The organism is Blautia luti (genome assembly GCF_033096465.1).
Taxonomy (GTDB): domain Bacteria; phylum Bacillota; class Clostridia; order Lachnospirales; family Lachnospiraceae; genus Blautia_A; species Blautia_A luti.
On the sequence record NZ_AP028156.1, the window covers coordinates 61,775 to 86,128 of the forward strand.

Below are 24,354 nucleotides of genomic sequence, written 5' to 3' on the forward strand. Positions count from 1 at the left end.
TGGATTATTTTATCAATCGAGAGATTTCTCGCTCATTTCTTCAAGCAGGTCTTTCTTCAGTTCCCAGAGTTTCTGAGACAGGTCTACATAGACTTTCTGCGGATTTACGAAACGTCTGGATTCATCCCAGAGAGTATTCTGTTCTTTCAGGCAGTAGTCGCGAAGTTCCATAACAGATGGAGATTCGTAGACACGTTTACCCTTTTTGATAACTGGAACGAGAAGCTCACGTACTTCATAAGTTCCGCCAAGGAACTTGGTCTTTTTCCATGTGTCGATGGGGTCAAAGAGAACCATGTTCTCATCTGCATCTAATTTCTCATCAGCGAGGCAGATAAGGTCTGCTTTGATCTTGCCTGTTTTCTTGCTGTAGAGACGATATACGGTTTTATTTCCTGGATTGGTAACTTTCTCGGTGTTTTCGGAAAGTTTGATCTTAGGTGTGAATTCTGTGCTGTCGGCATCTTTAACAGCAGCAAGTTTGTATACACCACCGAATGCAGGATTATCATTAGAGGTGATCAGTCTTGTTCCAACACCCCAGGAGTTGATCTTTGCATCCTGTGCTTTCAGGCTGTCGATCAGATATTCATCCAGGTCACTGGAAGCGGAGATGATCGCATCATCAAATCCGGCAGCTGCAAGCATCTTGTATGCTTCTTTGGAAAGATAAGCAAGGTCACCGCTGTCAATACGGATGCCGTATTTGGTAAGTGGAATACCCTCTTCGCGCATTTCTTCGAATACACGGATCGCATTCGGAACACCGGATTTCAGGACATCGTAGGTATCTACTAATAAGGTGCATGCGTCTGGATAAAGTTTCGCATAGGTCTTGAATGCGGTATATTCATCCGGGAAGCTCATGATCCAGCTGTGGGCGTGAGTTCCAAGGACTGGTACGTCAAACATTTTGCCAGTGAGAACACAGGAAGTACCGGCACATCCGCCGATGACTGCGGCACGGGCACCAAAGATACCGGCATCTGGACCCTGGGCACGGCGAAGACCGAATTCCATGATCGCGTCACCTTTTGCTGCGTAGCAGACACGGGCTGCCTTAGTGGCAATAAGACTCTGGTGGTTGATGATGTTCAGGATAGCAGTTTCTACAAGCTGTGCTTCCATGATCGGTGCAACAACTTTTACAAGTGGTTCTCTTGGGAATACAACAGTTCCCTCAGGAATTGCATAGATATCACCTGTGAATTCGAAGTTTCTTAAATATTCCAGGAAATCATCTTCGAAAATATTCAGACTTCCCAGATATTCGATATCTTCGTCTGTAAAATGAAGATTTTCGATATATTCAATCATCTGTTCCAGACCTGCAGTGATAGCAAATGCGCCGCCACATGGATTGGTACGGTAGAACATATCAAAAATAACAGTCTGGTTGGTGGGGTTCTTAAAATAGCCCTGCATCATAGTAAGCTCATAAAGGTCTGTGAGCAGAGTAAGATTATTCGCTCTCATAGTAGCTCTCCTTTTTTCCTTAATAATAATGTCTCATTGTAAAGAGCATATTATTATTAAAATTTATTATTAAAATATTCCAACTGCCTTCTTGTATGCAGGTGGGAATGAGCGTCAGCACTTCAGATAATGAGGTTGAGGAAAACGGAAGTACTGATAAATTGGGGCTGCTGTTCAGTGGCCATCCCGAAAGAATGATTTGTGAAAGCCTGAGTGAACGCAGCAAGGTTTTCTTGATTATAGCATAATTTTACCCGGAGTACATAAAAAAGTCCCTGAAAAAGCGGTATTTTCGCGTTTTTGAAAAAAAATAAAAAAAATTAAAAAAATTTCAAAAAAGGGGTTGCATTTTCCGGAAGACTATTATATAATACCAATTGTCGCGAACGAAGTAGCGAAAACAAAACATAAAGGGCTATCGCCAAACGGTAAGGCAACGGACTCTGACTCCGTCAGTTCAAGGTTCGAATCCTTGTAGCCCTGCTACATGAGGCACCTCGGTATGAGGTGTCTTTTTTATTACTACAATACCGGAAGAGAAGAAGAAACTTAAAGAGATTGTAGCACAGATGAAAACACCTTTATCAGTGTAAAAAATGCGACAGGAATAAGAAATGAGAGGATTCACTTAGAAATAAGTGTTCCTCTCATTTTTTCATAAAGAATGTTTTTTCTCCAGGCATGCCAGATAACCTTCCATATATGCCTGGGTACGCTCTTTTCCTGTAATATCCATATTTTTGTAAAGGGACATAGTGTAGATTTCATCCTGATTCAGATCTGTACTCTGAATACAATCACATCTGGTATCAGAAAGTCCCAGAATATAATCAATAGGAACACCAAATATCTGGCGAAGCTTGATAAGTGATTTTATACTGGGAAAATATTTTTCCATTTCATAAGCACTGATTGTTTCCTGAGACACTTCTAGTTCAATACTGAGACGAATTTGAGTAATCTTTTTCTCTTCTCTTAATTCTCTTATACGGTTCATAGTTTTGTACTCCTTTTGTAAATATTGTATAAGTTGTAGTTGTATAAAACAGAAGCCAGTAGCATAATTTCTACAAGTTAAACTTGTAAATACAACAGGGAGGATGAAAGATGAATTTTTTTAACAACCGTAGCAAGAATTCCCTCACCTCTATAGGTGATGGGATGAATTGCACATTCGAGCATGTCTGCTCAAATTTATAAAAAATAACAAAACACTTGTTCTGACACAATAAATATATTATAATAGAAAAAGAACAATATGCTCTTGGAAATTGGACGGTCGAAATATGCAAGAAGTGAGTGTACATAATGAGTTTAGATAATAATTTTCATTCAGTGTTTTGGTTTGATTCTGGTTATGAAATATGGCAGAAAGATGCTGGACGATAAGATGTCAGAGAGAACAAAAGAAATCTTTGAAATATAGCACCTGTTGAAACAATCCATCAGTATATAGAGAGTCAGGGTGAGAAAGATAAACCGGGCAGTAAAAATAAGGATCTATCCAAATAAAGAACAGATAACCCAGATAGAGAAGACAATCGGCTGCAGTCGTTTCCTCTATAACAGGATGCTTGCGGATAAGATCCGCTATTATCAGGAAGAAAAAAAGATGCTGAAAAATACGCCGGCCGGATATAAAAAAGAATATCCATGGCTGAAAGAGGTAGATTCTCTTGCGCTGGCAAATGTACAGTTAAATCTGGAAGGGGCTTTCCGGAAATTTTTCCGGGAACCGGGAGTGGGATTTCCGCATTATAAATCAAAAAAACATTCGCGGAAATCCTATACAACGAATATGGTAAATGGGAATATCTGTCTGCAGGACAGGTTCCTGAAACTGCCAAAGATGCAGCCGGTAAAAATAAAACTCCACCGTATGATCCCGGAGGGATGGAAGCTGAAATCAGTGACTGTGAGCAGGGAACCGTCCGGAAAATATTTTGCCAGCCTGCTGTTCGACTGTGAAAACCAAACAGCGGAGAAAAGACAGGCGGAAAAATTCCTGGGGATGGATTTTGCCATGCATGGGATGTGTGTATTTTCTACCGGTGAAAGAGCCGGATATCCCATGTTTTACCGGAATGCAGAGAAAAAACTTGCCCGGGAACAGAGAAAACTTTCCAGATGTGAAAAGGGCAGCCGTAACTATCAGAAACAGAAGAAAAAGGTTGCTTTATATCATGAAAAGATAAAGAACCAGAGGAAAGATTTCCAGCATAAGCTCAGCCACAGCCTTGCAGAAGACTATGACGCAGTATGTGTGGAGGATCTGAACCTGAAGGGGATAGCCGGAGGCCTGCATTTCGGAAAAGGGATACAGGATAACGGATACGGTCAGTTCCTTTCCATGCTTGGATATAAGCTGGAAGAACGCGGAAAGTATCTGATAAAAGTAGACAGATATTTTGCATCCAGTAAGATATGCAGCGAATGCGGACATAAGAAGAAAGAGCTGGCATTATCAGAACGGATATACCTATGCGAATGTGGAAACCGGATGGACCGGGATGTGAATGCGGCGGTCAATATTCTGAAAGAAGGAAAAAGAATATATAAAAAATGTGCATAATAGCACAGAAAAGATCTGTAACCGGATAAAAAAGAACCGCGGGACACGCGGGGATAGCCTGTTTTAGCTTTGCCCTGAAGGGCAATTGAGCAGGAAGCTCCCACTTCAAAATCTGTAAGATTTAAGTGGCGAGAGCATGTCACATACTCCAGATGCATTTTCCAAAAGAGTAATAGATGTTCAGGGAGCTGAAGCGGAAATAGAATGGAAAAAGTTATCTGAAGTTGTAGTATATTAAACGAAAGTGAAATGTAAATACCGTGTGACTAAAAGGGCTGTCTCAGGACAGCTCTTTGTTTGTGTGTAAAGACTATACAAAAGAGAAAAGCGGGGTATACAAGAAATACTATTTCATCTATAATTTGAAGAATAAGAGATATTAATCTGGGAGTAAATCAGAATGTATAATGTGAACAAATGAGGGAGGCAGACAAAATGAACAAAAAAATACAGGCATTAAGAGGCGAGCTGATCGTGTCCTGCCAGGCACTTCCGGAGGAACCGCTTCATTCTTCATATATTATGAGTAAGATGGCTGCGGCTGCGTTGGAGGGAGGTGCGAAGGGGATTCGTGCTAACACAAAGGAGGATATCAGAGCGATTCAGGAAGAGGTGGATCTTCCGATCATTGGAATTGTGAAAAGGGACTATCCGGACTGTGAAGTTTATATTACGCCGACGATGAAAGAGGTGGATGAGCTGATGGAGGTGAAACCTGAGATCATAGCATTGGATGCGACTGGCGCGCTTCGTCCCGGTGGATTAACATTGAAAGATTTTGTGGGACAGATCAGGGAAAAATATCCGAAACAGCTGCTGATGGCAGACTGTTCTACTGTGAAAGAAGCTCAGTATGCAGATGAGATTGGATTTGATTTTATCGGGACAACGATGGTGGGGTATACGAAACAGAGTCAGGGAGACCGGATTGAAGAAGAAGACTTCAGGATCATAAGAGAAATTCTGGAAACTGTGAAACATCCGGTGATCGCAGAAGGGAATATCAATACTCCGGAAAAAGCAAAGCGGGTAAAAGAATTGGGAGTCTTCAGCACAGTAGTAGGTTCTGTGATTACACGGCCACAGCTGATAACCAGATCATTTGTGGATGCGCTGCATAAATAGAATAATCAGATTATGATAAAAAGATAATGATATATAGGATTTTTTGCCTAAAATAGAAAAAGGTGTCGTTCAATCATATACTCTTGATGGCTGAACGACGCCTTTTTACATGTTTAATTGTTTTACAATGTCGAGTAACCATATCCACTGACAAGTGCATCAATCTTCTGTTTTTTCTGGCACATTGGGCAGTTGTTGGAAGGATAGGAATGATAATCAGGTACGTCTTTAGCTTTGAAAATGGCATGTACAGGGAGAGAGGCAATGCTGTCTACTCTGCTGAAAATGGCAGCAACACCGCGGATGATTCCACCGTAATAAAGAACACTTTCGATGGTTTTGGACAGAGTGGAACCGGTAGTGATAGAACCATTCAGGATCAGAATATTTTTCCCTTTGATCATAGGCTGATAATTATCACGGAAAATAAGCTGACCGGAATTGCCAAATTCAGGTGTGATCACGTAAATAGTCTGGTGGGCATTCATGGAAAAAATGCCGGCTTTGGTCAGTTCTTCTGAAAGGTATGCGCCGATTACTTCCAGTCCATCCATACAGATGATGGTATCAATGGGAGTAGAAACTTCATAATTGGAAGCCAGTTCATGAGCAATACGCTGGGCTTCTGCAGTTCTTGATTTCATAGTTGTGAGATCAAGGTAATGAGTAATGTGAGACTGAGATGTTACAAAATGTCCCGGAATTACTTTGAGTTGGATCCGACTGTCATTGCGTGCATAAATTTTTGTTATGTTTGCCTGATTCATAATAATACCTCCCTTGTAAAGTGATATTTATTAGCTTTTTTGTATTGTACCATTATAGAGAGAAAAAATAAACAATATTGTGTAAAAATAATAAAAAAATATAATATTTATAAAAACAGTTAAAATATTACCAAAAAAGTTAGAAAATAAACAAATGAATTATCAACAAAAATAGTTAGATAAAATACAGCATAATCACGAAAGTAAAAAAGGAAGTAGATTAATTGCAAGGGCTGTAGTAGATAATAATATGCTAAATATTACACTTTTCGCGACAGTTATTCAGATCAATTGAATAGAAATAAGAAAAATAGTAAACTGAATTCATAAAAATTTTTTATTTATGGAAAGTCTGCTAATAAAAGGTTAGGTGTTTTGGGAGAAAATTATTTGCTTCAACTGGCCTGTAGACCTTTTTCAAGATAAATACAAATCGCTAAAGCCAGTAAAATTAACAGATTTAGGATTGACAGAAACGGGAGGGAGCATGGTATGGAGGAAAAAAATATTAAATATTTAACTAATTTTAAAAGCAAATTTCTAATAGTAGCCTTAGTGGTAATATTAAGCTTATTTTGGAAAATTGATGTAGTAAATGCAACATGCTCGAGTGGAATTAAGGGAAATGGAATTTCTATTAATATTAATGCTGCACCTTATACGACATTTGCGTCGTATCCTTGGGGACAATATGCATATGGAAAAGAGGGATGTGCATGGTTTGCTTCTGCGAGAGTAAAAGAATTAACTGGAAAAGGGAGTGCTATTTATTCAGGATGGGCATGATATAATACACAGTATGGAAATTATGGATTTTCCATAGGAAGTGAACCTAGAGCTAGATCATTAGCTTGTTACGGAAATCATGTGGCAGTAGTTGAAGCTGTAAATGGAGATACGATAACTGTTAGTCAGGGAGGAATGAGTGGATTGTCAGATATAGCACATGGTTATTGTGTTATATCAACAATGTCAAGAGCGCAACTAGAGTCACAGGGTGGATGTGGAACTTTTTATGGATATGTGTATATGGATGGCTCAGAACCACAACCAACAGAAAAGCCAACAAATGTAGTAATTGAACTTGAAAAAACTACTTTTTTCTCAAATGAACATGTGACATATTACTGTGCAGGGAATGGAGTGAGCTATTATGTGATTTCTGTTTATAATGCTCAAGGAAACGTGATTGAAACTGTAAAAATAAATCCAGGAGAATATTGTACAAGGTATTATGAACCGGGAAATTATATAGTGTATTGTGAAGGATATAATTCTTATGAAAATACATTTAGTAATACAATAAGCTTTGCAGTTAAATCCTCTACAGAAATTAGTAAACCGCATCAACACGATTATATTTTCAGCATTAAGAAACCAGCAACCTGTATAGAACCTGGAATTATGCTTTATACTTGCAAAGATAACGATGACAGTTATGAAGAAGAAATCCCAGCAACAGGTCATCAACACACAGAATTACGAAATGTGAAAACAGCAACCTGTGCGCAGCAAGGATATACAGGTGACACTTATTGTAAGGACTGTAATACAAAACTTACATCCGGAAATTCAATAGCAAAGAAAAACCATACCTGGGATGCAGGAAAGATTACAACAGCAGCTACTTGTAGTGGAAAAGGAATCAAGACATACACCTGTACTGCTTGTAATATAACGAAGACGGAACATACATGGGATACAGGAAAAATAACACAGAATGCAACCTGCACCACTAAAGGAATCAAAACCTTTACTTGTACTATTTGCGAATCTACAAGAATACAGGAAATTCCGGAAACTGGCCATATAAATAAGATTACCAAGTTTGTCAAGGAAACATCCTGCACATCCGAAGGTTATACGGGAGATATTTACTGTCAGGAATGCGGTAAACTTCTGGAAGAGGGAACAGTAATTCCGAAAACGGAACATACATGGAATGGTGGTGAAGTTACAAAACAGCCGACAACAGAAGAAACAGGAATTAAGACCTATACTTGTAGCAGCTGTGGTGCAACAAGAACAGAAGAACTTGAAAAACTTAAACCACAGACGATAACACCTGGAAAAATAATAAAAGATAAAGTAACAAATGGTGTTTATAAAGTTCAAAAGGACGGATTAAGTGTTGAGTTTACAAAGTCAGTTTCTAAAAATGCATCTGTAAAAATTCCAGATACAATTAAAGTAAATGGAATTACCTGCAAGGTAACTGGAATATCAGCAAATGCTTTTAAAATAATGTGTCACTTAGGACTGTTACGATTGGAAAGAATGTGACAATAATAGGGACGAATGCATTTTATGGATGTAAGAAGTTGAGTAAGGTAAATGGTGCAAATAATGTTGTGAAAATTGGTAACAGTTCATTCACAAATTGTGGAAGCCTAAGTAGTATTACAGTTTCAGAAACTGTTAGAATTATTGGCAAACAGGCATTTTATAATTGTAAAAATTTCAAAACTATTACAATTAAGACAAGTGCGTTGTCTACTAAGACTATTGGTTCAAATGCTTTTACGGGAACCTATAAAAAGCCAACTATTAAAGTTCCGGCAAAGCAAATGAAGACATATAAAAAACTGTTTGGATTAAAAGGAATGAGTTCCAAAGCAATTTATAAGAAATAAAGAAAATGCAGACAGCTAGCTGATAAATTAGCTGTCTGCAATAGGGAGAAAAAGATTATGACATATTAACTTCATCATGTAGATTCAGTTCTTCAATTTCCAATAGAAGTTATATATACAGAGTGATATAATAAAGTCAGGGTCGAATGATCCGGATTTTTTGAATATTTGGGAGGAAATATACATATGGCATTATTAGAGGTGAACTTTTTTTCTAAGGCACTGATGCGGCCGGTAACGATGAACGTGATCCTTCCGGCAGATAAAGTCTTTTTTGAAGAGGAGACAGAAGAAGATGAAAAACCTTTCAAAACACTTTATCTTCTGCACGGTGTAATGGGAAATTATACAGACTGGGTGACAGGAACCTGTATTAAGCGTTGGGCAGAGGAGAAGAATCTGGCAGTAGTGATGCCCTCCGGTGCAAATATGTTTTATATGGATCATCCTGAAGTTAATGAAAATTACAGTGAATTTATAGGAAAAGAACTTGTAAAGATCACACGAAGGATGTTCCCGTTATCTCATAAAAAAGAAGATACATTTATCGCTGGTTTATCCATGGGAGGATACGGTGCAATCCGAAATGGCCTGAAATACCATGATACATTCGGATATATAGCAGGCCTTTCTTCTGCTATGATTCTGGAAAAAATGGATACAGATGATGACAGTTCTCCTATGTTTTTCGAGAAGAAAACGTTCCTGGAAGGTGTTTTTGGAGATCTGTCCCAAATTCATGACTGTGAAATTAATCCGGAGTGGATTGCAAAGAAACTGAAAGAGGAAAAAACTGAGTTTCCGAAAATGTATCTTGCCTGCGGACTGGATGATCCGCTGCTTCCTCCGAACCGCAAATTCAGGGACGCTATGAGTGAACTGGGTGTGAATGTCACTTATGAAGAAGGACCGGGAGCCCATGAATGGGATTTCTGGAACCGTTATATTAAGAAAGTCCTGGACTGGCTGCCACTGGATAAGGACAGCAAAGAAGGGATGAACAGTGGTAATGTAGGATTATAAGTAATAAAAAGAAACTGTAACAGATCAGAAAAAGATCTGCTACAGTTTCTTTTCATTTGCTGCAGATATATTTCCTGTGACAGTAATAAGCTATCTGATCAGATGGGCTGAAGTGTCTGTATGGTGTATTGATGCAGGGCCTCTTTTTTGCTTCTGTCAATCTTGAGATAATGGGCATAAAGAACATCCAGAACCAGCAGGATCGGAAATTGCGGAGAGATGATATTTCCATACTCCAGATGTTCCATACTTGCGAATATGAGGGTCTCATCGCAGAATTCCTGATAGGATCTGTCCTGTCTGGCAGTCATAAGGAGAGTGTAGACTCCCTGCTGATGGGCGGATTTTAGAGAAGAGATGATATCATCTGTCTGTCCGCTGACACTGATTCCTATGACCAGACAGCTTTCGTTAAGAATAACGGAGTTTACTTTCATAATATGGCTGTCTGTAACTGCTTCAATATTCAGACCAATGCGCATGAAACGAAGCTTCATTTCTTGAGCGGCAAGTCCTGAGCTGCCTCTACCATAAACATAAACTCTGGGTTTTGATACCAGAAGGTTAGTGATCCGTGAAATTTGTGCTGTATCCAACAGAGCATTGGATTTATTGAGAAGTTCCTGATAAGTATTAAATTCCGATACTTCAAAATTGGGAATATTTTCTTCAGGATCAGGGGTAAGATTCTGCTTATATTCGTATATAAATTCTCTGTATCCGTGAAAACCACATTTTTGGGCAAAACGAGAGAGAGATGCTTCTGATACATACAGGATTCCGGAAATGTTTTTTGATGAAAAATCCTGTTCGTCTGTATTATGGATAAAGAAGTCGGCAATGGTTTTTTCCAGTGGAGTAAATGTATGGTAGTAAGACTCAATCAAGGGGATGATCTTATGTTTATTTAATGACATGTCAGATCCTTTCTGTATAAGCATCCGGCTGTTTTGCAGCGGGACTAAATTTTTTAAAAGATTACATAGGTTACTATATCACTGTGAAATTTATCCTACAATAATAAATATAAATATTTTCATTGAAAACAAATTCGGAGAAAGTAATTTCATTACATAGAATAAAAATAAACTCAGAGAAGCTGAATTTCGCAAAAACTGAAAGAAGATTCTAAAAAAAATGCATTATTGAAAATAGAATCAGGGAGAATTATAATTGATTTGTAGTAAACTGCAGAGCAGTTATCTGATTATGGGTAAGCAGCAAAGCAGATAAAATTATCTGTCTTGCATAACAATAAAATACAAAAAGGAGAGGGATTATGATTATTTATTCAGGCAAAGACTATGAGGAAGTAAGCAGAAAGGCAGCTAATATCATGTCTGCCCAGATCATTATGAAACCTAATGCAGTTCTCGGGCTTGCTACAGGTTCTACACCGGTTGGTATGTATAAACAGCTGATTGAATGGTACAAAAAAGGGGACTTGGATTTCTCACAGATCACTTCAGTGAATCTTGATGAGTATAAAGGACTTTCAGGAGATAATGACCAGAGCTATCGCTATTTTATGAACACCAATCTGTTTGACCATGTAAATATTGATAAGGCAAGAACTTATGTACCTAACGGACTGGAAGAAGACAGTGACAAAGCATGTGCAGACTATAATGAAGTGATCCGCAGCGTAGGCGGCATTGACATGCAGCTTCTGGGAATTGGCGGAAACGGACATATTGGGTTCAATGAACCCGGAGAAGCTTTTGAGAAGGAAACTCACTGCGTAGACCTTACAGAGAGCACCATCAAGGCAAATGCAAGATTCTTCGAAAGTATGGATGAAGTTCCGAAACAGGCATACACTATGGGAATCAAGAACATTATGGCAGCAAAGAAAATTCTTCTGGTAGCAACAGGAAGTGCCAAGGCAGATGCTTTGTACAAATCCTTGTACGGACCGATTACACCAAATGTACCGGCATCTATCCTTCAGCTTCATCAGGATGTAACTGTAGTGGCAGATGAAGATGCTTTAAGCCTGATCAGAGAAAAAGGACTTCTGTAAAATATACAGTAAAGGGTGTAGAAAAAATGATCATTAAAAACGGTAATGTATTTCAGGAAGATGGAAGCTATAAAGTAACAGATTTATATATAGAAAAGGGCAGGCTTGTAGCTTCGGAGGAAGAAGTGACAGATAAAACAGAACTGGATGCGTCCGGTCTGAAAGTACTGCCTGGTTTGGTTGATATTCACAGCCACGGTGCAGTGAGACATGATTTTTCAGATGCAGATGTGGATGGCCTGAAAGTTATTCTTAAGTATGAGAAATCACAGGGAGTAACTTCTTACTGTCCCACATCCATGACTCTTCCCAAGGAAGAACTGCTGAAAATTTTTCAGACGGCAAAGGATGTAGATCAGGATGAGACCTGTGCCCGTATTGTTGGTATCAATATGGAAGGACCTTTCCTTGATCCTGCAAAAAAAGGTGCACATGTAGAAGGATATATCCGCAAACCGGACATTGAATTTTTCAGAGAGTGCAATAAAGCGGCAGGCGGACTGATCAAACTGGTAACTCTTGCTCCGAATATGGAAGGTGCAGAAGAATTTATCAGGGAACTGCATAATGAAACAGTTATTTCTATTGGACATACAGCGGCAGATTATGACTGTGCTGCACAGGCTATGAAGCAGGGTGCAGTTCATGTAACCCATCTTTATAATGCCATGAATCCTATGGGACATAGAGAACCAGGAGTGATCGGTGCTGCAGCAGATAATGAAGACTGTATGGTAGAACTGATCGGTGACGGGATCCATATCCATCCGGCAACTGTAAGAAATACTTTCCGCCTTTTTGGAGACAGCAGAGTGATTCTGATCAGTGACTCTATGATGGCAACCGGTATGGAGAATGGAAAATATGAACTAGGTGGCCAGGAAGTAACTATGAAAGACAGAAAAGCTACTCTGGCAGACGGTACGATCGCAGGTTCTGCAACCTGTCTTTTTGACTGCATGAAGAGCGTTATCTCCATGGGAGTTCCGGAAAGAGAAGCGATTCTTGCTGCAACTGCAAATCCGGCAAGAAGTATCGGAATTTTTGATGAAGTGGGTTCTCTTGCACCTGGAAAACGTGCGGATATTGTTCTGGCAGATGAAGAACTGAATATTGTAAAAGTACTGTAGAGGTTACAGAAACTTATTATACAAACTAGGTAAAAGTCTGGAAGATACAACGATAGATTGGTAAAAATAATAATTATTTTTAAATATGATTAATCTTGAAAATTATTTTTTTCGCGTTATAATGAGCCCATAGATGAGGACAGTATTAAAAGTTACGAAATCGATAATAGTGATATAAAGAAAAGAGGTAGAAGACATGACAAAAAAAGAGCTTCTGGATGCAATTCACGGACAGATGATCATTTCCTGTCAGGCTGTAAAAGGCGAACCATTATATGTAGAAGAGAAATCTGTTATGTACTTAATGGCGCGTGCTGCGAAACAGGCAGGTACACCTGCAATTCGTACTAGCAGCATCCGTGATATCATCGCGATCAAAGAAGAAACAGGACTTCCTGTCATTGGTCTGGTGAAAATTCAGTATCCTGGATATGAAGGATACATCACACCTACTATGAAAGAAGTTGACGACCTGGTAGCAGCAGGTTCTGATGTTGTGGCACTGGACTGTACACTTCGTAAACGTGGAGATGGCACAACTGTCAATGAGTTTATCGCCCAGATTAAAGAGAAATATTCTGACATTATCCTGATGGCTGATATTTCCAATTATGAAGAAGGTATCAATGCATGGAAATGTGGCGTAGATATTGTAGGAACAACTATGAGCGGATATACTGATTACACATCCCAAAAGGATGAACCAGATTACGAACTGATGGAAAGGCTTGCAAAAGATATAGATATTCCGGTCATTGGAGAAGGAAAGATTCACTACCCGGATCAGGCTGTAAAAGCACTTCAGACAGGCGTATGGGCGATCGTGGTAGGAGGAGCAATTACCCGTCCACTGGAAATTGCGCAGCGGTTCCAGAAAGCGATTAAAAATAGCAAATAGGTAAAAGTATATATTTAAAGTTAATATTAATAAATACCAAAGGGGATATAACAGTTAAACTCTAAAGTTATCGGTTATGTCCCCTTATTTTCATGTTATAAAGAGTTATCCTACAACATTCTGGTAACGTAAAATGCCTTCAAATAGACTATAGCAATTATTTGCAATTGCATGTGCTGTTGCGGAACGGGTAGCAGAACATATATTTGGATTCTTACTACAGTATCCATAGAATAAACAGTCTATCAAAAACAGTTGCCCGACTTTAGCTGCAACTGAACCGGACTGAAGAGGACTTTCATTATAACCACATTGTAATACTACTGAAGCAAATTCAGCTCCTGCAGATTTTGGAAAATGTGTAATAAGGATTACAGGAACATGGCGGTTGGAAGCAATCTGTAAGGTGTCACACATGTCTTTGGTAGAACCTGAATAAGAGAAGAAAAGGATGGTATCTTCTGAATCAGCCATTGCAATCGCACTGGCTTGCATGTGAGAATCACAGATATGTATAAAATTAGGGGCAGCCGTTGAAAAACGGGATCATGCTTCCATTGCCATAATCATACTTCCCTCCTGACCGAAGCAATATACACGGCGGGAACGCGAAAGAATTGATATTGCTTTAGACATTGATTCTTCATCATAAAGTGCATAGCTTTCGTTTAAAGAAAGAAGATTTGCTGCGTGAACTTTAGCACATATAGTGGAAATAGAATCTTCTGAAGATATGGGTTCAGCGGAATTATTTGAATCGCCAAGATCAGTTGTACGGTCTGCCTGGGCTAATGCCAGTTTAAAAGCGTTATATCCGGAGAGACCTAATCCCCGGCAAAAACGGGTTATGGTAGCTTCGGATACATCGCAGTTTTCAGCTAAAGAAGTAATAGAAAGATATTGAGTTTCTGCGGTATGAGAAAATACATAATCTGCCAGCTTTTTTCCAGATTTGGTAAGGGAGTGATATTGTTCTGTAATGGAATCAAGAATATTGTCTGCCATATAAAACCTCCATCAAGATGTAAAATAATGCCATAAATTGCTCTTTTATTTGCTGAATTGTAAAAAATATTATAGAGTAAGATTTAATTGTGCACAAGAAAATATTATCTTTATATTTACAAATGAAAATAGGCAACAAATTTATAACAAAAAGTATAATTAAACCAGACAAAAATCAATAAAATTGTGTATGTTCTACTAAAATATTTTCATATACAAGCATCATTAAAAATAATTTTATTTAATGTTATTATAACTTAAAATAAATGAAAAACATGAAAGTTTTATAAAAATTGTAAGAAAAAAGCTATATATGGATGACATTCAGTAGAATGTAAAACACTGTAAAAACTTTTGAAAATTGGCCATTATACTGCAAACGATACATAAGACCATAAATATCATGTAATCAACAGAGCTATCCTGGCGAAAATAGAATATATGTAAGAAGAGAAAAAGCTGCCTGTATTATTTGGAAAGCTGCCCGTTTTTGACGGATATTATTGACAAAAACGGGCAGATACTATAATATATAGTCAACATATACAAAAAAAACAAAATAATAGCTAAAAAATATATAAAATACACAAAAAATAGCGGAAAATATGAGAAGATATTTAGAAATCAAAGAAGAATTAATAAAAATAGTTGCAGAAATGGAACCGGGAAAACCGCTTCCCTCCCGACCTCATTTATGTGATAAATTAGAGACTACGAGAACAACTCTTGATCGTGCTATTCAGGAGTTAGAGAAAGAGGGAGTGGTTTATTCTAAGGCTGGAAGTGGTACTTATGCTATTGGTATTCTCCAAGGAAAGGTGGATACAGTAGAAAATTGGGGAGTAATTGTCCCGAGCATCAGTGAGGAAATTTATTCATTACTTACACGTGGGATTGAAAATATAGCTTGCCGTAGAGGTGCAAATATTATTCTATGTAATTCTGATAACGATCCAGAAAAACAGAAATATTATATAAAAAGACTTCTTTTAGCGGGTGTAAGCGGATTTATTATTGTTCCCATTATTTCTTATAATGTGGAGGTTAGCAATATTTTATATGGAACATTACTCAAGTCCAATATTCCATTTGTATTATGCAATCGTTCAGTGGAGGGAATACATGCGCCTACAGTACGCTCCAATGATTTTTATGGAGGTTACATTGCTACTAAGCATTTGATTTCCAAAGGATATTGTTCCATAGCCTATATCGCACAGACTATATACAGTGTAAGCATAGAACGTTGTCAGGGTTATATAAGTGCTTTAATGGAGAACGGCTATGAAATAGATAGGAGTATGATTATTATCCCTTATGAAGAAAGAAAAAATGGAGTATATGAAAATATGAAACAGCTTCTTTCGCAGGAAAAAAAACCTGATGCGGTATTTTGCTTTAATGATAAGGTAGCTGTAAATGTCTGTCGTGCTGTGCAGGATATGGGGCGAAAGGTTTCGGAAGAAGTGGGTATCATTGGCTATGATAATAATATTTATGCATCTGTCAATCATCCACCTATTACCACGATTTCCTTTAAAAGTATGGAAATTGGGGAAAAGGCAGCAGAAATATTGGTAAAACTGATCCGAGGAGAAAAGCTAAATTCTAATTTTAATGAATACCTGTATCAACCCAGTATTGTGGAGAGGGAAAGTTGTCTTGGAAAAGGAAAAAAATAAATTTTAGGGAGGAATATAAATGAAATCAGAGTATCATGGCATTTATGCCGCATTGGTAACACCCTATACATCTGAAGGAAAAGTGGACTATAGGGAATTACAGAAGTTGGTGGATTATTTGATCTGTCAAGGTTTGGAAGGCTTCTATGTAAATGGAAGCACTGCAGAAGCGTTTCTTTTGTCAGAGGAAGAAAGAAATAGTACGATTAGAGCAGTGGTAGAAGCAAATTCTGGGCGAGCAAAGGTGATTTGTCATGTAGGAGCTATTTCTACAGAACAGGCAATAAGTTTTGCTAAAAATGCAGAAAAGTGTGGAGCAGATGCAGTTTCTGCAATTAGTCCATTTTATTATAAGTTTAGTGAAGCAGAGATTGTGCAGTATTATCAGGATATTATGAGTTCTACAGAACTTCCTATGTTTGTATATAATTTTCCGAATTTTTCCGGATTTTCTCTTACAGCAGAGGTTTTGGAAAAATTGAATCGCAATAAAAATTTGGTGGGAGTAAAATTCACAAGTTCAGATATGTTTTTGTTGGAACAGATTAAGACTCTTCATCCGGAATTAGTAGTATGGAATGGATTTGATGAAATGCTGTCAGCCGGATTGGTTATGGGCGCAGATGGTGGAATTGGTAGTACCTATAATTGCATGCCGAAACTGGCACATAAGGTATATGATGCTTTTGAAGCTGGGAATTTGAAAGAAATGCACCTATATCAGGCAAGAATGAATAAAGTAATTAAAACAATCTGTAAATATGGGGTTTTTGCATCAGTAAAAGAAATATTGGAAATGGATGGTTTTGCTTTTCATGGGGTACGCAAACCTTTTACTCCAATGACAGAAGAAGGAAGAAAAGAGCTTCGTAGGGTATATGAAGAAATAATTATTCCAAATAGGTAGAGCGAAGTAAAACACAATAGAAAACAGTAAAAACTAATAATGTGTATATAAAAGGAGGTCTTTTTATGAAGAAAAAAATTTTAGCTGCAACTCTTGCATTATCAATGGCAATTGCAACAATGGGGACTGCAATGTCAGTATATGCGGCAGATGCGACAGAGAGCGGTACATTAAAATTAGTGCTTTCTACAAATGATGGATCTACAACTGATGACCGTGTGCCGACACCATGGATGAATCATAATCTGGCTACATCCCTGATGTTCAGAAATCTTTTGATTGCTGACAGCTCTTTACAGGAAACAAGTCCGGATTTGGCAGAAAGTGTAGAAGTAAGTGATGATGGATTAACATATACCATTACTATGAAAGATGGAGTGAAATGGTCTGATGGTGAAGATATTACTGTGGATGATGTAATCTGGTCTATAAACATGGTTCAGGAAGCAGCCAGAAAAAATAGTATTTATTCCGCTGCTTTTGGTAATATTACAGATCTTACCGCAGATGGAAACGTAATTACAATGAAACTTGGTACACCGTATGCACAGATGAAAGATATTTTGGCTCAATTTTCTATTTTACCAAAACATTGTCTTGAAAAAGAAGATGGAGAATCTATAGATTCCTGTTCTTATTGGACTGCTCCTGTGACTTCTGGATATTATACGGTAGGTGAATTTAATACAGGGAATTATTTTACATTAGTTCCGAATACTTATTATGAGGGAACTGCACCGAAAATACAAAATGTAACAGTTTCTTTTGTATCGGATTTCTTGACAGCTGCACAGTCTGGATCGGCAGATTTCCTTTATGGAAATGCTTCTGATTTGGTAGATGGAATGGCGCAGTTGGATAATTACACTTCAATTCCAGTTGATGTATTGTTTTATAAATATTTTATTTTTAATATGAAGGGAATTGATGGTAAAGAAAATGAAGCAATGCAGTCTGTAGATGTTAGAAAGGCACTCATTGAATGTATTGACCGCGCTACTTTGGCAACACTTTATCCAAATGCTACAGTTATTAACAGTGGTGTGCCAAATAGTGATGAAGCATATAACGGATATGAATATGCCTTTGATGCGGAGAAAGGAAAGGCAGATTTGGAGGCTTCTGGATATGACATGAGCCGTCCTTTGAAAATTTGCTATTATAATAATGATCAGACCAGTATTGATTTGATTAATACTGTAGTTTATTATCTTGAGCAGGCAGGACTTACTGTTGAAGCAACTTTATCAAATGATGGAACTACAGATTTGTTTACAACTAGGGATTATGATATAGGCTTTAAAGGTTTAAGTAGCTTCTCTATGAATGAGTGGTATGCAGAGTATATGAGCAATAGTGCAACCTTTGCCAATATTTTCGGCGGAGATACACAATTTGACGAGGCTGTTTCTGCATTGAGTGCAGCAAATACTCAGGAAGATAGAGATGCGGCACTTGATACGCTTCAAACTTTAGAACAGGAAAATCTTTATAAGGTTCCTCTTTTTACAGTAGGTAATTATGTATATCTTAGTGACAGTGTAGAGCTTCCTGATGGTGTGGAGTTTTGTAATCCACTTTACACTTGTGATATTGATTATGTAGACTGGAATGTAAAATAATAAAAAAGATAAAGAGAAGTTAGGGCAAATGGATAACTGGAGAGGGGAATCTGCAGAATATTGCGGTTCCCTTCTTTCGATATAGTTTGCAGGATTGGAGCAAAACTTATGATTAAATATATTTTAAAAAAATTACTACAGATGATTCCGATGCTCCTAGTGATTAGCTTAATCGTTTTTCTGGGATTACGTGCCACGGGTATTGATCCTATTACCTATATGGTAAGTATGGAAGTGCAGGCGCAGTCTCCGGAAATTGTGGAACAGCTTCGGGAAAATTTAGGGTTAAATGATCCTCTGATCGTTCAGTATTTCAATTGGCTAAAACAAATTGTCACCGGTGATTTGGGCTATTCTTTTGGTGGACAGAGTATAGCTTCAATTGTAGCAGTGCGATTGCCATATACACTGGAATTGTCTGGATATGCGTTGGTTTTCAGTACAATTATTGGTGTGGCCATTGGAATTTTCAGTGCAGCAAGACAAAATGGAGTGGTGGATTATGTGGGAAGAGTTTTTGCAGTTCTCGGTCAGGCAGTGCCACAGTTTTTAGTTGGAATTATTTTGATACAGATTTTTTCTATCAAGTTAGGTTGGTTCCCTTCCGCAAACCGAGTCAGTCCAGATGCAACTAATAAAATATATGATGCGTTTATTCACTTATTTTTACCAGTACTGACGCTTACCATCGGTATGGTAGCGGTGTTGATGCGATACGCTCGAAATACTATGTTGGATGTGATGAATAGTGATTACATCCGTACAGCCAGATCAAAGGGAATTCCAGAGTGGAAGGTTTATATGAAACATGGCTTTCGGAATGCCATGAAACCGGTATTGATTATTGTTATGTTTAGAATTCCAGTGTTGATAGGTGGATCAGTGGTTATTGAGTCAGTATTTTCTTATCCTGGAATTGGATTGACAATGACTAATGCCATTGTATCTAATGATTATCCAACTGTTATGGTTATTACATTGATTATTGCAGCAGTAATGTTGATTTGTTCTTTTATGGTGGATGTCTTAAACGCGCTGCTAGATCCGCGTGTACGATTAAGTGAATAAAGGGAAGAGGGGTTATATGGAAAATACAAAGACAGTAAGTATTAAAAAACAGAATAAAAGTGCGGCCTCTTCTCTAATGAAGAAAAACATTCGTAAATTTATGAGAAACAAGCTGGCGGTTCTGGGACTGGTTATTGTAGTAGCCATGACTGTTGCTAGTATTATGAGCATGGTATTGAAAGTGGATTATTCTACACCAGATTTGCAAAATATGAAAGTAGGGCCTGGTACGAATGGGCATATTTTAGGCACAGATACTATTGGAAGGGACTTATTTGCCAGAGTGTTGTTTGGGGGATGCTACTCTATTTTTATTGGCGTATTTTCATCAATAATGTCTGGCATTATTGGAGCAGTATTAGGGGCAGTTGCGGGATATTTTGGAGGTCGAGCAGATAAATTTTTGGTTAGGGTATCTGAATTGTTTCAAACTTTTCCCCAACTGGTACTTGTGATGATGCTGGTGGCTATTTCTGGCACAAGGGGAATGGCAAATATCATTATGATTTTTACTTTTACGGGTTGGATGACCACTTTCCGTATGGTAAGAAACGAGTTTATGAGTATCAAGTCGGAAACCTATGTCAAAGTTTGTGAGGCTTTTGGGATGGGAAGAATTAATATTATGTTTAAGCAGATTCTTCCAAATGTAATGACTCCAATCATTGTATCTACTACAACTAATGTGGCAGTATATATTCTTCAGGAAGCTACATTAAGCTTCATTGGACTTGGAATCTCTGACCAGACACCTACATGGGGAAATATTCTAAATGCTGCTAAAAGCGTAGCTGTAGTGACAAATCAGTGGTGGATATGGGTATTTCCGGGATTAGCAATTACGTTATTTGTACTTGCAATCAATTTTCTGGGGGATGGTATCCGAGATGTCATGGATGCAAAACAGCAGTAAGGAGGAACTTCATGGATAATCAGAAAATTATATTAAATGTTGAAAATCTTAATACAACGTTTATATCTGATAAAAAAGAAATTAAAATTGTAAAAAATGTTTCCTTTCAGGTAAAAAGGGGAAAGGCACTTGCTGTTGTAGGAGAATCTGGCTGTGGAAAAAGTGTGACCATGAATTCTATCATGCGTTTTCTGGGGAAAAATGCGATTGTGAAAGCAGACAACATTCAGTATAATGCATTGCATGATGGAAAAGTGACAGAGTATCATCTTGAAAGTATTACCAAACCAAATGGATCAGAAATGCGTTCATTAAGGGGACCGGATTTAGCCATGGTCTTTCAGGACCCTATGTCAAGTCTGAATCCTGTCTATAAGGTAGGAGATCAGGTAGCAGAGGGACTTTTACAGCATAATAAAGGAATGAAAAAAGCAGAGGCAAGGGAAAAAGTTTTGGAAATGTTCCGTAAATTGGGAATTCCAGATCCAGAAGAACGTATTGACTGCTATCCGCATCAATTTTCAGGCGGTATGAAACAGCGAGTGGTAATTGCGATTGCCATGATTTGTAATCCAGAACTAATTATTTGCGATGAACCGACTACGGCACTGGATGTAACTATTCAGGCCCAGATTATGGAGCTTCTTAAATCTCTTCAGGTAAACGAAGGAAAATCTATTATTCTGATTACACATAATATGGGTCTTGTAGCAGAAATGGCAGATGAAGTCTGCGTTATGTATATGGGACGTGTGGTAGAATTTGGAAGTCTTGAAGATATTTTTGATCATACCAGTCACCCTTATACAAAAGCTCTTTTACGCAGTGTGCCGGTGCTTGGTTTGGGTGATAATCAGAAGTTGGAGACGATTCCTGGAGTTACGCCAAACCCAGTTGACTTGAAAGAGGGATGCGAATTTGCTGATCGTTGTTCTGAATGTATGGAAAAATGTCGTAGAGGAAAAATTCCAATGTTTGAAGTCAGTATCGGGCATAAAGTTCGTTGTCTGAAATATGATTCTTATCCGGAGGTGAAATAAAATGGAAACGGAAAAGAAGGAGGTAATTTTTAAAATCAAAAATCTGAAAACCTGGTTTCCTATTAAAAAGGGGCTTATGAAAAAAATAGTAGGGAATGTAAAGGCTGTGGATGATGTCAGCATTGAGGTGTATAAAGGAGAAACACTGGGAATAGTAGGAGAATCTGGCTGTGGAAAATCAACCTTTGGAAAGACTGTTATGATGCTTGAGAAACCTACAGACGGAGAGGTTTTATTTAATTATAACGGTGAGTATAAAGATGTTACAAAATTTACTAAGAATGAAATGTTTGAGTTCAGAAAAAAAGTACAGATGGTTTTCCAAGATCCATACTCTGCATTGAATCCGCAGAAAAAGATTTATACTTCTTTTGAAGAACCCTTAAAAACGCATGGGGTGAGTTCTGTGGAAGAACGGGAAAAAATTATGAATCGTGTATTGAAAATGGTTAATATTCAGCCGGATTATCTGATGCGTTTTCCACATGAATTTTCTGGAGGACAGCGCCAGCGTCTGTGTATTGCAAGAGCACTGGAAGTAACACCGGAAGTTCTTATTTGTGATGAACCGGTATCTGCACTAGATGTCTCAATTCAGGCACAGGTACTGAACTTGATGAAAGAAATTCAGAAAGAGATGAATCTTACCTATCTGTTTATTGCTCATGATCTTTCTGTTGTTCAGTATATGTCGGATCGTATCATGGTTATGTATCTTGGAAAAATTGTGGAAGTAGCAGATTCCAAAGCTTTATATGATGAGCCATTACATCCTTATACAAAGGCTCTGATTTCCGCAATTCCTGTAGCAGATATACATTACAAAAAGAAACGCCAGGTACTGGAAGGAGAAGTACCTAGCCCAATTCACAAACCAAGTGGTTGTGCATTTCACAATAGGTGTCCTTACTGCATGGATATCTGCAAAAAAGAAGATCCTGCTCTTCGTTATCATGGAGCAGACGGACACATGACTGCGTGTCATTTATATGATGGAAGTGAGGTAAATGCATGATTTATACAGATTTGAATAATCTTGAACGTTATCTTGGAATGAGAAAACATCTGGATACAGCGATTCATTATATTAAAGAACATTCTCTAAATGATCTGAAAAAGGGATGCAATGAAGTTGATGGTGATTTTGCATTTATCAATTGTTTTGAATACGAAACATTACCGGAAGAAAAAACATTCTTTGAAGCTCATGAGAAATATGCCGATATCCATATGGTGATTTCCGGAGAAGAAAAGATGGGTGTTAGTGATATGTCTCTGATGACAGTGACAGCAAAAGATGAAGAAACGGATTCCATTGAATGCCATGGTCCGGTTGAACATTACATGGATTTGACACCTGGAAAAGTGTTGATCGTATTTCCTGAAGATGCTCATAAAGTGAAAATTATGAAAGATCAAGTTACACAGGTAAGAAAAGCAGTTGGAAAAGTACTGGTTACAGAGTAAATAGAAAAGGGATATAGGAAAGAATAGGAGGACTAAGAAGATGAAGGACATTACAAAATATCAGGGAATTATTCCGGCTTTTTATGCATGCTATGATGACAATGGAGAAATCAGCCCGGAGAGAGTAGAAGCTCTTATCAGACATCTGATTGCAAAAGGCGTGAAAGGTGTTTATGTAGGCGGTTCTTCAGGAGAGTGTATTTATCAGAGCGTTGCAGACAGAAAGCTGGTTTTGGAACATGTAATGAAGGCGGCAGAAGGAAAATTGACAGTGATTGCACATGTGGCATGCAACAATACTGCTGACAGTAAAGAACTGGCAGCACATGCAGAGTCACTGGGTGTTGACGCAATTGCTGCAATTCCTCCGATTTATTTCCATCTGCCAGAGTATGCGATTGCAGAATACTGGAATGATATTTCCAGTGCGGCACCGAATACAGACTTTGTAATTTATAATATTCCTCAGCTTGCAGGAGTAGCCCTGACTATGCCTCTCTTCCGCGAAATGAGAAAGAATCCGAGAGTAGCAGCAGTGAAAAACAGTTCAATGCCTGTACAGGATATCCAGATGTTTAAAATGGAAGGCGGAGAAGGCTTCGTTGTATTTAACGGTCCGGATGAGCAGTTAGTATCAGGACTTGCTATGGGAGCTGATGGAGGTATCGGAGGTACTTATGCAGTAATGCCGGAACTTTATTTAAAAATCAAAGAGCTGACAGATGCTGGAAAAGTAAAAGAAGCCAGAGAAATCCAGTATGCAGCAGATGCGATTATTTATGCAATGTGCGAGTGTCATGGAAATTTATATGCGGTTATGAAAGAAATCCTTCGTATCCGTGAAAACCTGAACATTGGTGGCGTAAGAAAACCATTACCGGAAATCATCCCGGAAGATATGGAACAGATTAAAAAATGTGCCGGAATGATTGACGAAGCGATTAAAAAATACTGCTAACGAAGAATCGTAACTGTTCAATATTTTCGCAGCTACCCCAAATTA

Annotated in this window: 24 protein-coding genes and 1 tRNA gene; 19 read left to right on the forward strand and 6 right to left on the reverse strand. The window is 38.1% G+C overall.

Annotated elements, in window-relative coordinates; all coding sequences use genetic code 11:
• Positions 1-12: 12 nt before the first annotated feature.
• Positions 13-1,476, reverse strand: a complete 1,464-nt coding sequence (locus R8695_RS00320; protein WP_154781047.1) for a nicotinate phosphoribosyltransferase — start codon at positions 1,474-1,476, stop codon at positions 13-15.
• A 411-nt stretch (positions 1,477-1,887) separates the two neighbouring features.
• Between R8695_RS00320 and R8695_RS00325 the strand changes: the two genes are divergently transcribed.
• A tRNA-Gln gene (locus R8695_RS00325) sits at positions 1,888-1,959 on the forward strand.
• Between the two features lie 172 nt (positions 1,960-2,131).
• Here the strand turns inward: R8695_RS00325 and R8695_RS00330 are convergent.
• Positions 2,132-2,473: a helix-turn-helix transcriptional regulator gene (locus tag R8695_RS00330; protein ID WP_154781048.1), complete on the reverse strand. Its 342-nt coding sequence runs from the start codon at positions 2,471-2,473 to the stop codon at positions 2,132-2,134.
• 468 nt (positions 2,474-2,941) lie between these two features.
• Here R8695_RS00330 and R8695_RS00340 point away from each other — a divergent pair, with 468 nt between their 5' ends.
• Together R8695_RS00340 and R8695_RS00345 are read left to right on the forward strand one after the other, a co-directional pair.
• Complete coding sequence (locus R8695_RS00340) at positions 2,942-4,048, forward strand: RNA-guided endonuclease TnpB family protein (protein WP_331669649.1); 1,107 nt, start codon at positions 2,942-2,944, stop codon at positions 4,046-4,048.
• A gap of 435 nt (positions 4,049-4,483) precedes the next feature.
• On the forward strand, positions 4,484-5,173 hold the full coding sequence (locus R8695_RS00345) for an N-acetylmannosamine-6-phosphate 2-epimerase (RefSeq protein WP_154780789.1): 690 nt from the start codon (positions 4,484-4,486) through the stop codon (positions 5,171-5,173).
• A 122-nt stretch (positions 5,174-5,295) separates the two neighbouring features.
• Here the strand turns inward: R8695_RS00345 and R8695_RS00350 are convergent, their stop codons facing one another.
• Positions 5,296-5,940, reverse strand: a complete 645-nt coding sequence (locus R8695_RS00350; RefSeq protein WP_118512377.1) for a type I phosphoribosyltransferase — start codon at positions 5,938-5,940, stop codon at positions 5,296-5,298.
• Between the two features lie 492 nt (positions 5,941-6,432).
• Between R8695_RS00350 and R8695_RS00355 the strand changes: the two genes are divergently transcribed.
• From R8695_RS00355 to R8695_RS00370, 4 genes are all read left to right on the forward strand, one after another.
• Complete coding sequence (locus R8695_RS00355) at positions 6,433-6,726, forward strand: hypothetical protein (protein ID WP_154780788.1); 294 nt, start codon at positions 6,433-6,435, stop codon at positions 6,724-6,726.
• 81 nt (positions 6,727-6,807) lie between these two features.
• A complete protein-coding gene (locus tag R8695_RS00360) occupies positions 6,808-8,223 on the forward strand; it encodes a hypothetical protein (RefSeq protein ID WP_154780787.1) in 1,416 nt (471 codons plus the stop codon).
• Positions 8,220-8,573 (forward strand): leucine-rich repeat domain-containing protein, encoded by a 354-nt coding sequence (locus R8695_RS00365; RefSeq protein WP_167829780.1) that lies wholly within the window; start codon positions 8,220-8,222, stop codon positions 8,571-8,573. The genes R8695_RS00360 and R8695_RS00365 overlap by 4 nt, the downstream gene beginning before the upstream one ends.
• A 186-nt stretch (positions 8,574-8,759) precedes the next feature.
• A complete protein-coding gene (locus R8695_RS00370; RefSeq protein WP_118512373.1) occupies positions 8,760-9,596 on the forward strand; it encodes an alpha/beta hydrolase in 837 nt (278 codons plus the stop codon).
• A 98-nt stretch (positions 9,597-9,694) separates the two neighbouring features.
• Here the strand turns inward: R8695_RS00370 and R8695_RS00375 are convergent, their stop codons facing one another.
• Positions 9,695-10,513: a MurR/RpiR family transcriptional regulator gene (locus R8695_RS00375; RefSeq protein ID WP_118512383.1), complete on the reverse strand. Its 819-nt coding sequence runs from the start codon at positions 10,511-10,513 to the stop codon at positions 9,695-9,697.
• Between the two features lie 362 nt (positions 10,514-10,875).
• Here R8695_RS00375 and nagB point away from each other — a divergent pair, with 362 nt between their 5' ends.
• The 3 genes from nagB to R8695_RS00390 all read left to right on the forward strand — a co-directional run bounded on the left by nagB (position 10,876) and on the right by R8695_RS00390 (position 13,647).
• On the forward strand, positions 10,876-11,619 hold the full coding sequence (nagB, locus tag R8695_RS00380) for a glucosamine-6-phosphate deaminase (protein WP_118512371.1): 744 nt from the start codon (positions 10,876-10,878) through the stop codon (positions 11,617-11,619).
• A gap of 26 nt (positions 11,620-11,645) precedes the next feature.
• Positions 11,646-12,749 carry an N-acetylglucosamine-6-phosphate deacetylase gene (gene nagA / locus R8695_RS00385; RefSeq protein WP_118512369.1) on the forward strand — a complete coding sequence of 368 codons (1,104 nt, stop codon included), beginning with the start codon at positions 11,646-11,648 and terminating at the stop codon, positions 12,747-12,749.
• 196 nt (positions 12,750-12,945) lie between these two features.
• Positions 12,946-13,647: an N-acetylmannosamine-6-phosphate 2-epimerase gene (locus R8695_RS00390; RefSeq protein ID WP_118512367.1), complete on the forward strand. Its 702-nt coding sequence runs from the start codon at positions 12,946-12,948 to the stop codon at positions 13,645-13,647.
• A 105-nt stretch (positions 13,648-13,752) separates the two neighbouring features.
• Here R8695_RS00390 and R8695_RS00395 read toward each other — a convergent pair whose 3' ends face one another.
• Together R8695_RS00395 and R8695_RS00400 are read right to left on the reverse strand one after the other, a co-directional pair.
• Positions 13,753-14,142, reverse strand: a complete 390-nt coding sequence (locus R8695_RS00395; protein ID WP_243139570.1) for a MurR/RpiR family transcriptional regulator — start codon at positions 14,140-14,142, stop codon at positions 13,753-13,755.
• 51 nt (positions 14,143-14,193) lie between these two features.
• Entirely contained in the window at positions 14,194-14,652 is a 459-nt protein-coding gene (locus tag R8695_RS00400) for a MurR/RpiR family transcriptional regulator (protein WP_243139569.1), read from the reverse strand.
• 605 nt (positions 14,653-15,257) lie between these two features.
• Here R8695_RS00400 and R8695_RS00405 point away from each other — a divergent pair.
• The 9 genes from R8695_RS00405 (at position 15,258) to R8695_RS00445 (ending at position 24,309) form a co-directional block, all read left to right on the forward strand.
• Positions 15,258-16,334: a GntR family transcriptional regulator gene (locus R8695_RS00405; protein WP_118512365.1), complete on the forward strand. Its 1,077-nt coding sequence runs from the start codon at positions 15,258-15,260 to the stop codon at positions 16,332-16,334.
• A 19-nt stretch (positions 16,335-16,353) separates the two neighbouring features.
• Positions 16,354-17,241 (forward strand): N-acetylneuraminate lyase, encoded by an 888-nt coding sequence (locus R8695_RS00410; protein ID WP_154780785.1) that lies wholly within the window; start codon positions 16,354-16,356, stop codon positions 17,239-17,241.
• A 65-nt stretch (positions 17,242-17,306) separates the two neighbouring features.
• A complete protein-coding gene (locus R8695_RS00415; RefSeq protein WP_118512361.1) occupies positions 17,307-18,863 on the forward strand; it encodes an ABC transporter substrate-binding protein in 1,557 nt (518 codons plus the stop codon).
• A 108-nt stretch (positions 18,864-18,971) separates the two neighbouring features.
• Complete coding sequence (locus tag R8695_RS00420; protein WP_118512359.1) at positions 18,972-19,931, forward strand: ABC transporter permease; 960 nt, start codon at positions 18,972-18,974, stop codon at positions 19,929-19,931.
• Positions 19,932-19,947: 16 nt separating this feature from the next.
• A complete protein-coding gene (locus tag R8695_RS00425; RefSeq protein WP_167515489.1) occupies positions 19,948-20,844 on the forward strand; it encodes an ABC transporter permease in 897 nt (298 codons plus the stop codon).
• Positions 20,845-20,855: 11 nt separating this feature from the next.
• Complete coding sequence (locus R8695_RS00430) at positions 20,856-21,884, forward strand: ABC transporter ATP-binding protein (RefSeq protein ID WP_118512357.1); 1,029 nt, start codon at positions 20,856-20,858, stop codon at positions 21,882-21,884.
• Between the two features lies 1 nt (position 21,885).
• Positions 21,886-22,899: an ABC transporter ATP-binding protein gene (locus R8695_RS00435; RefSeq protein ID WP_118512355.1), complete on the forward strand. Its 1,014-nt coding sequence runs from the start codon at positions 21,886-21,888 to the stop codon at positions 22,897-22,899.
• Positions 22,896-23,351, forward strand: a complete 456-nt coding sequence (locus tag R8695_RS00440) for a NanQ anomerase/TabA/YiaL family protein (RefSeq protein ID WP_118512353.1) — start codon at positions 22,896-22,898, stop codon at positions 23,349-23,351. Before R8695_RS00435 ends, R8695_RS00440 begins: the two co-directional genes overlap by 4 nt.
• A gap of 40 nt (positions 23,352-23,391) precedes the next feature.
• Entirely contained in the window at positions 23,392-24,309 is a 918-nt protein-coding gene (locus R8695_RS00445; protein ID WP_118512351.1) for a dihydrodipicolinate synthase family protein, read from the forward strand.
• Positions 24,310-24,354 lie beyond the last annotated feature (45 nt).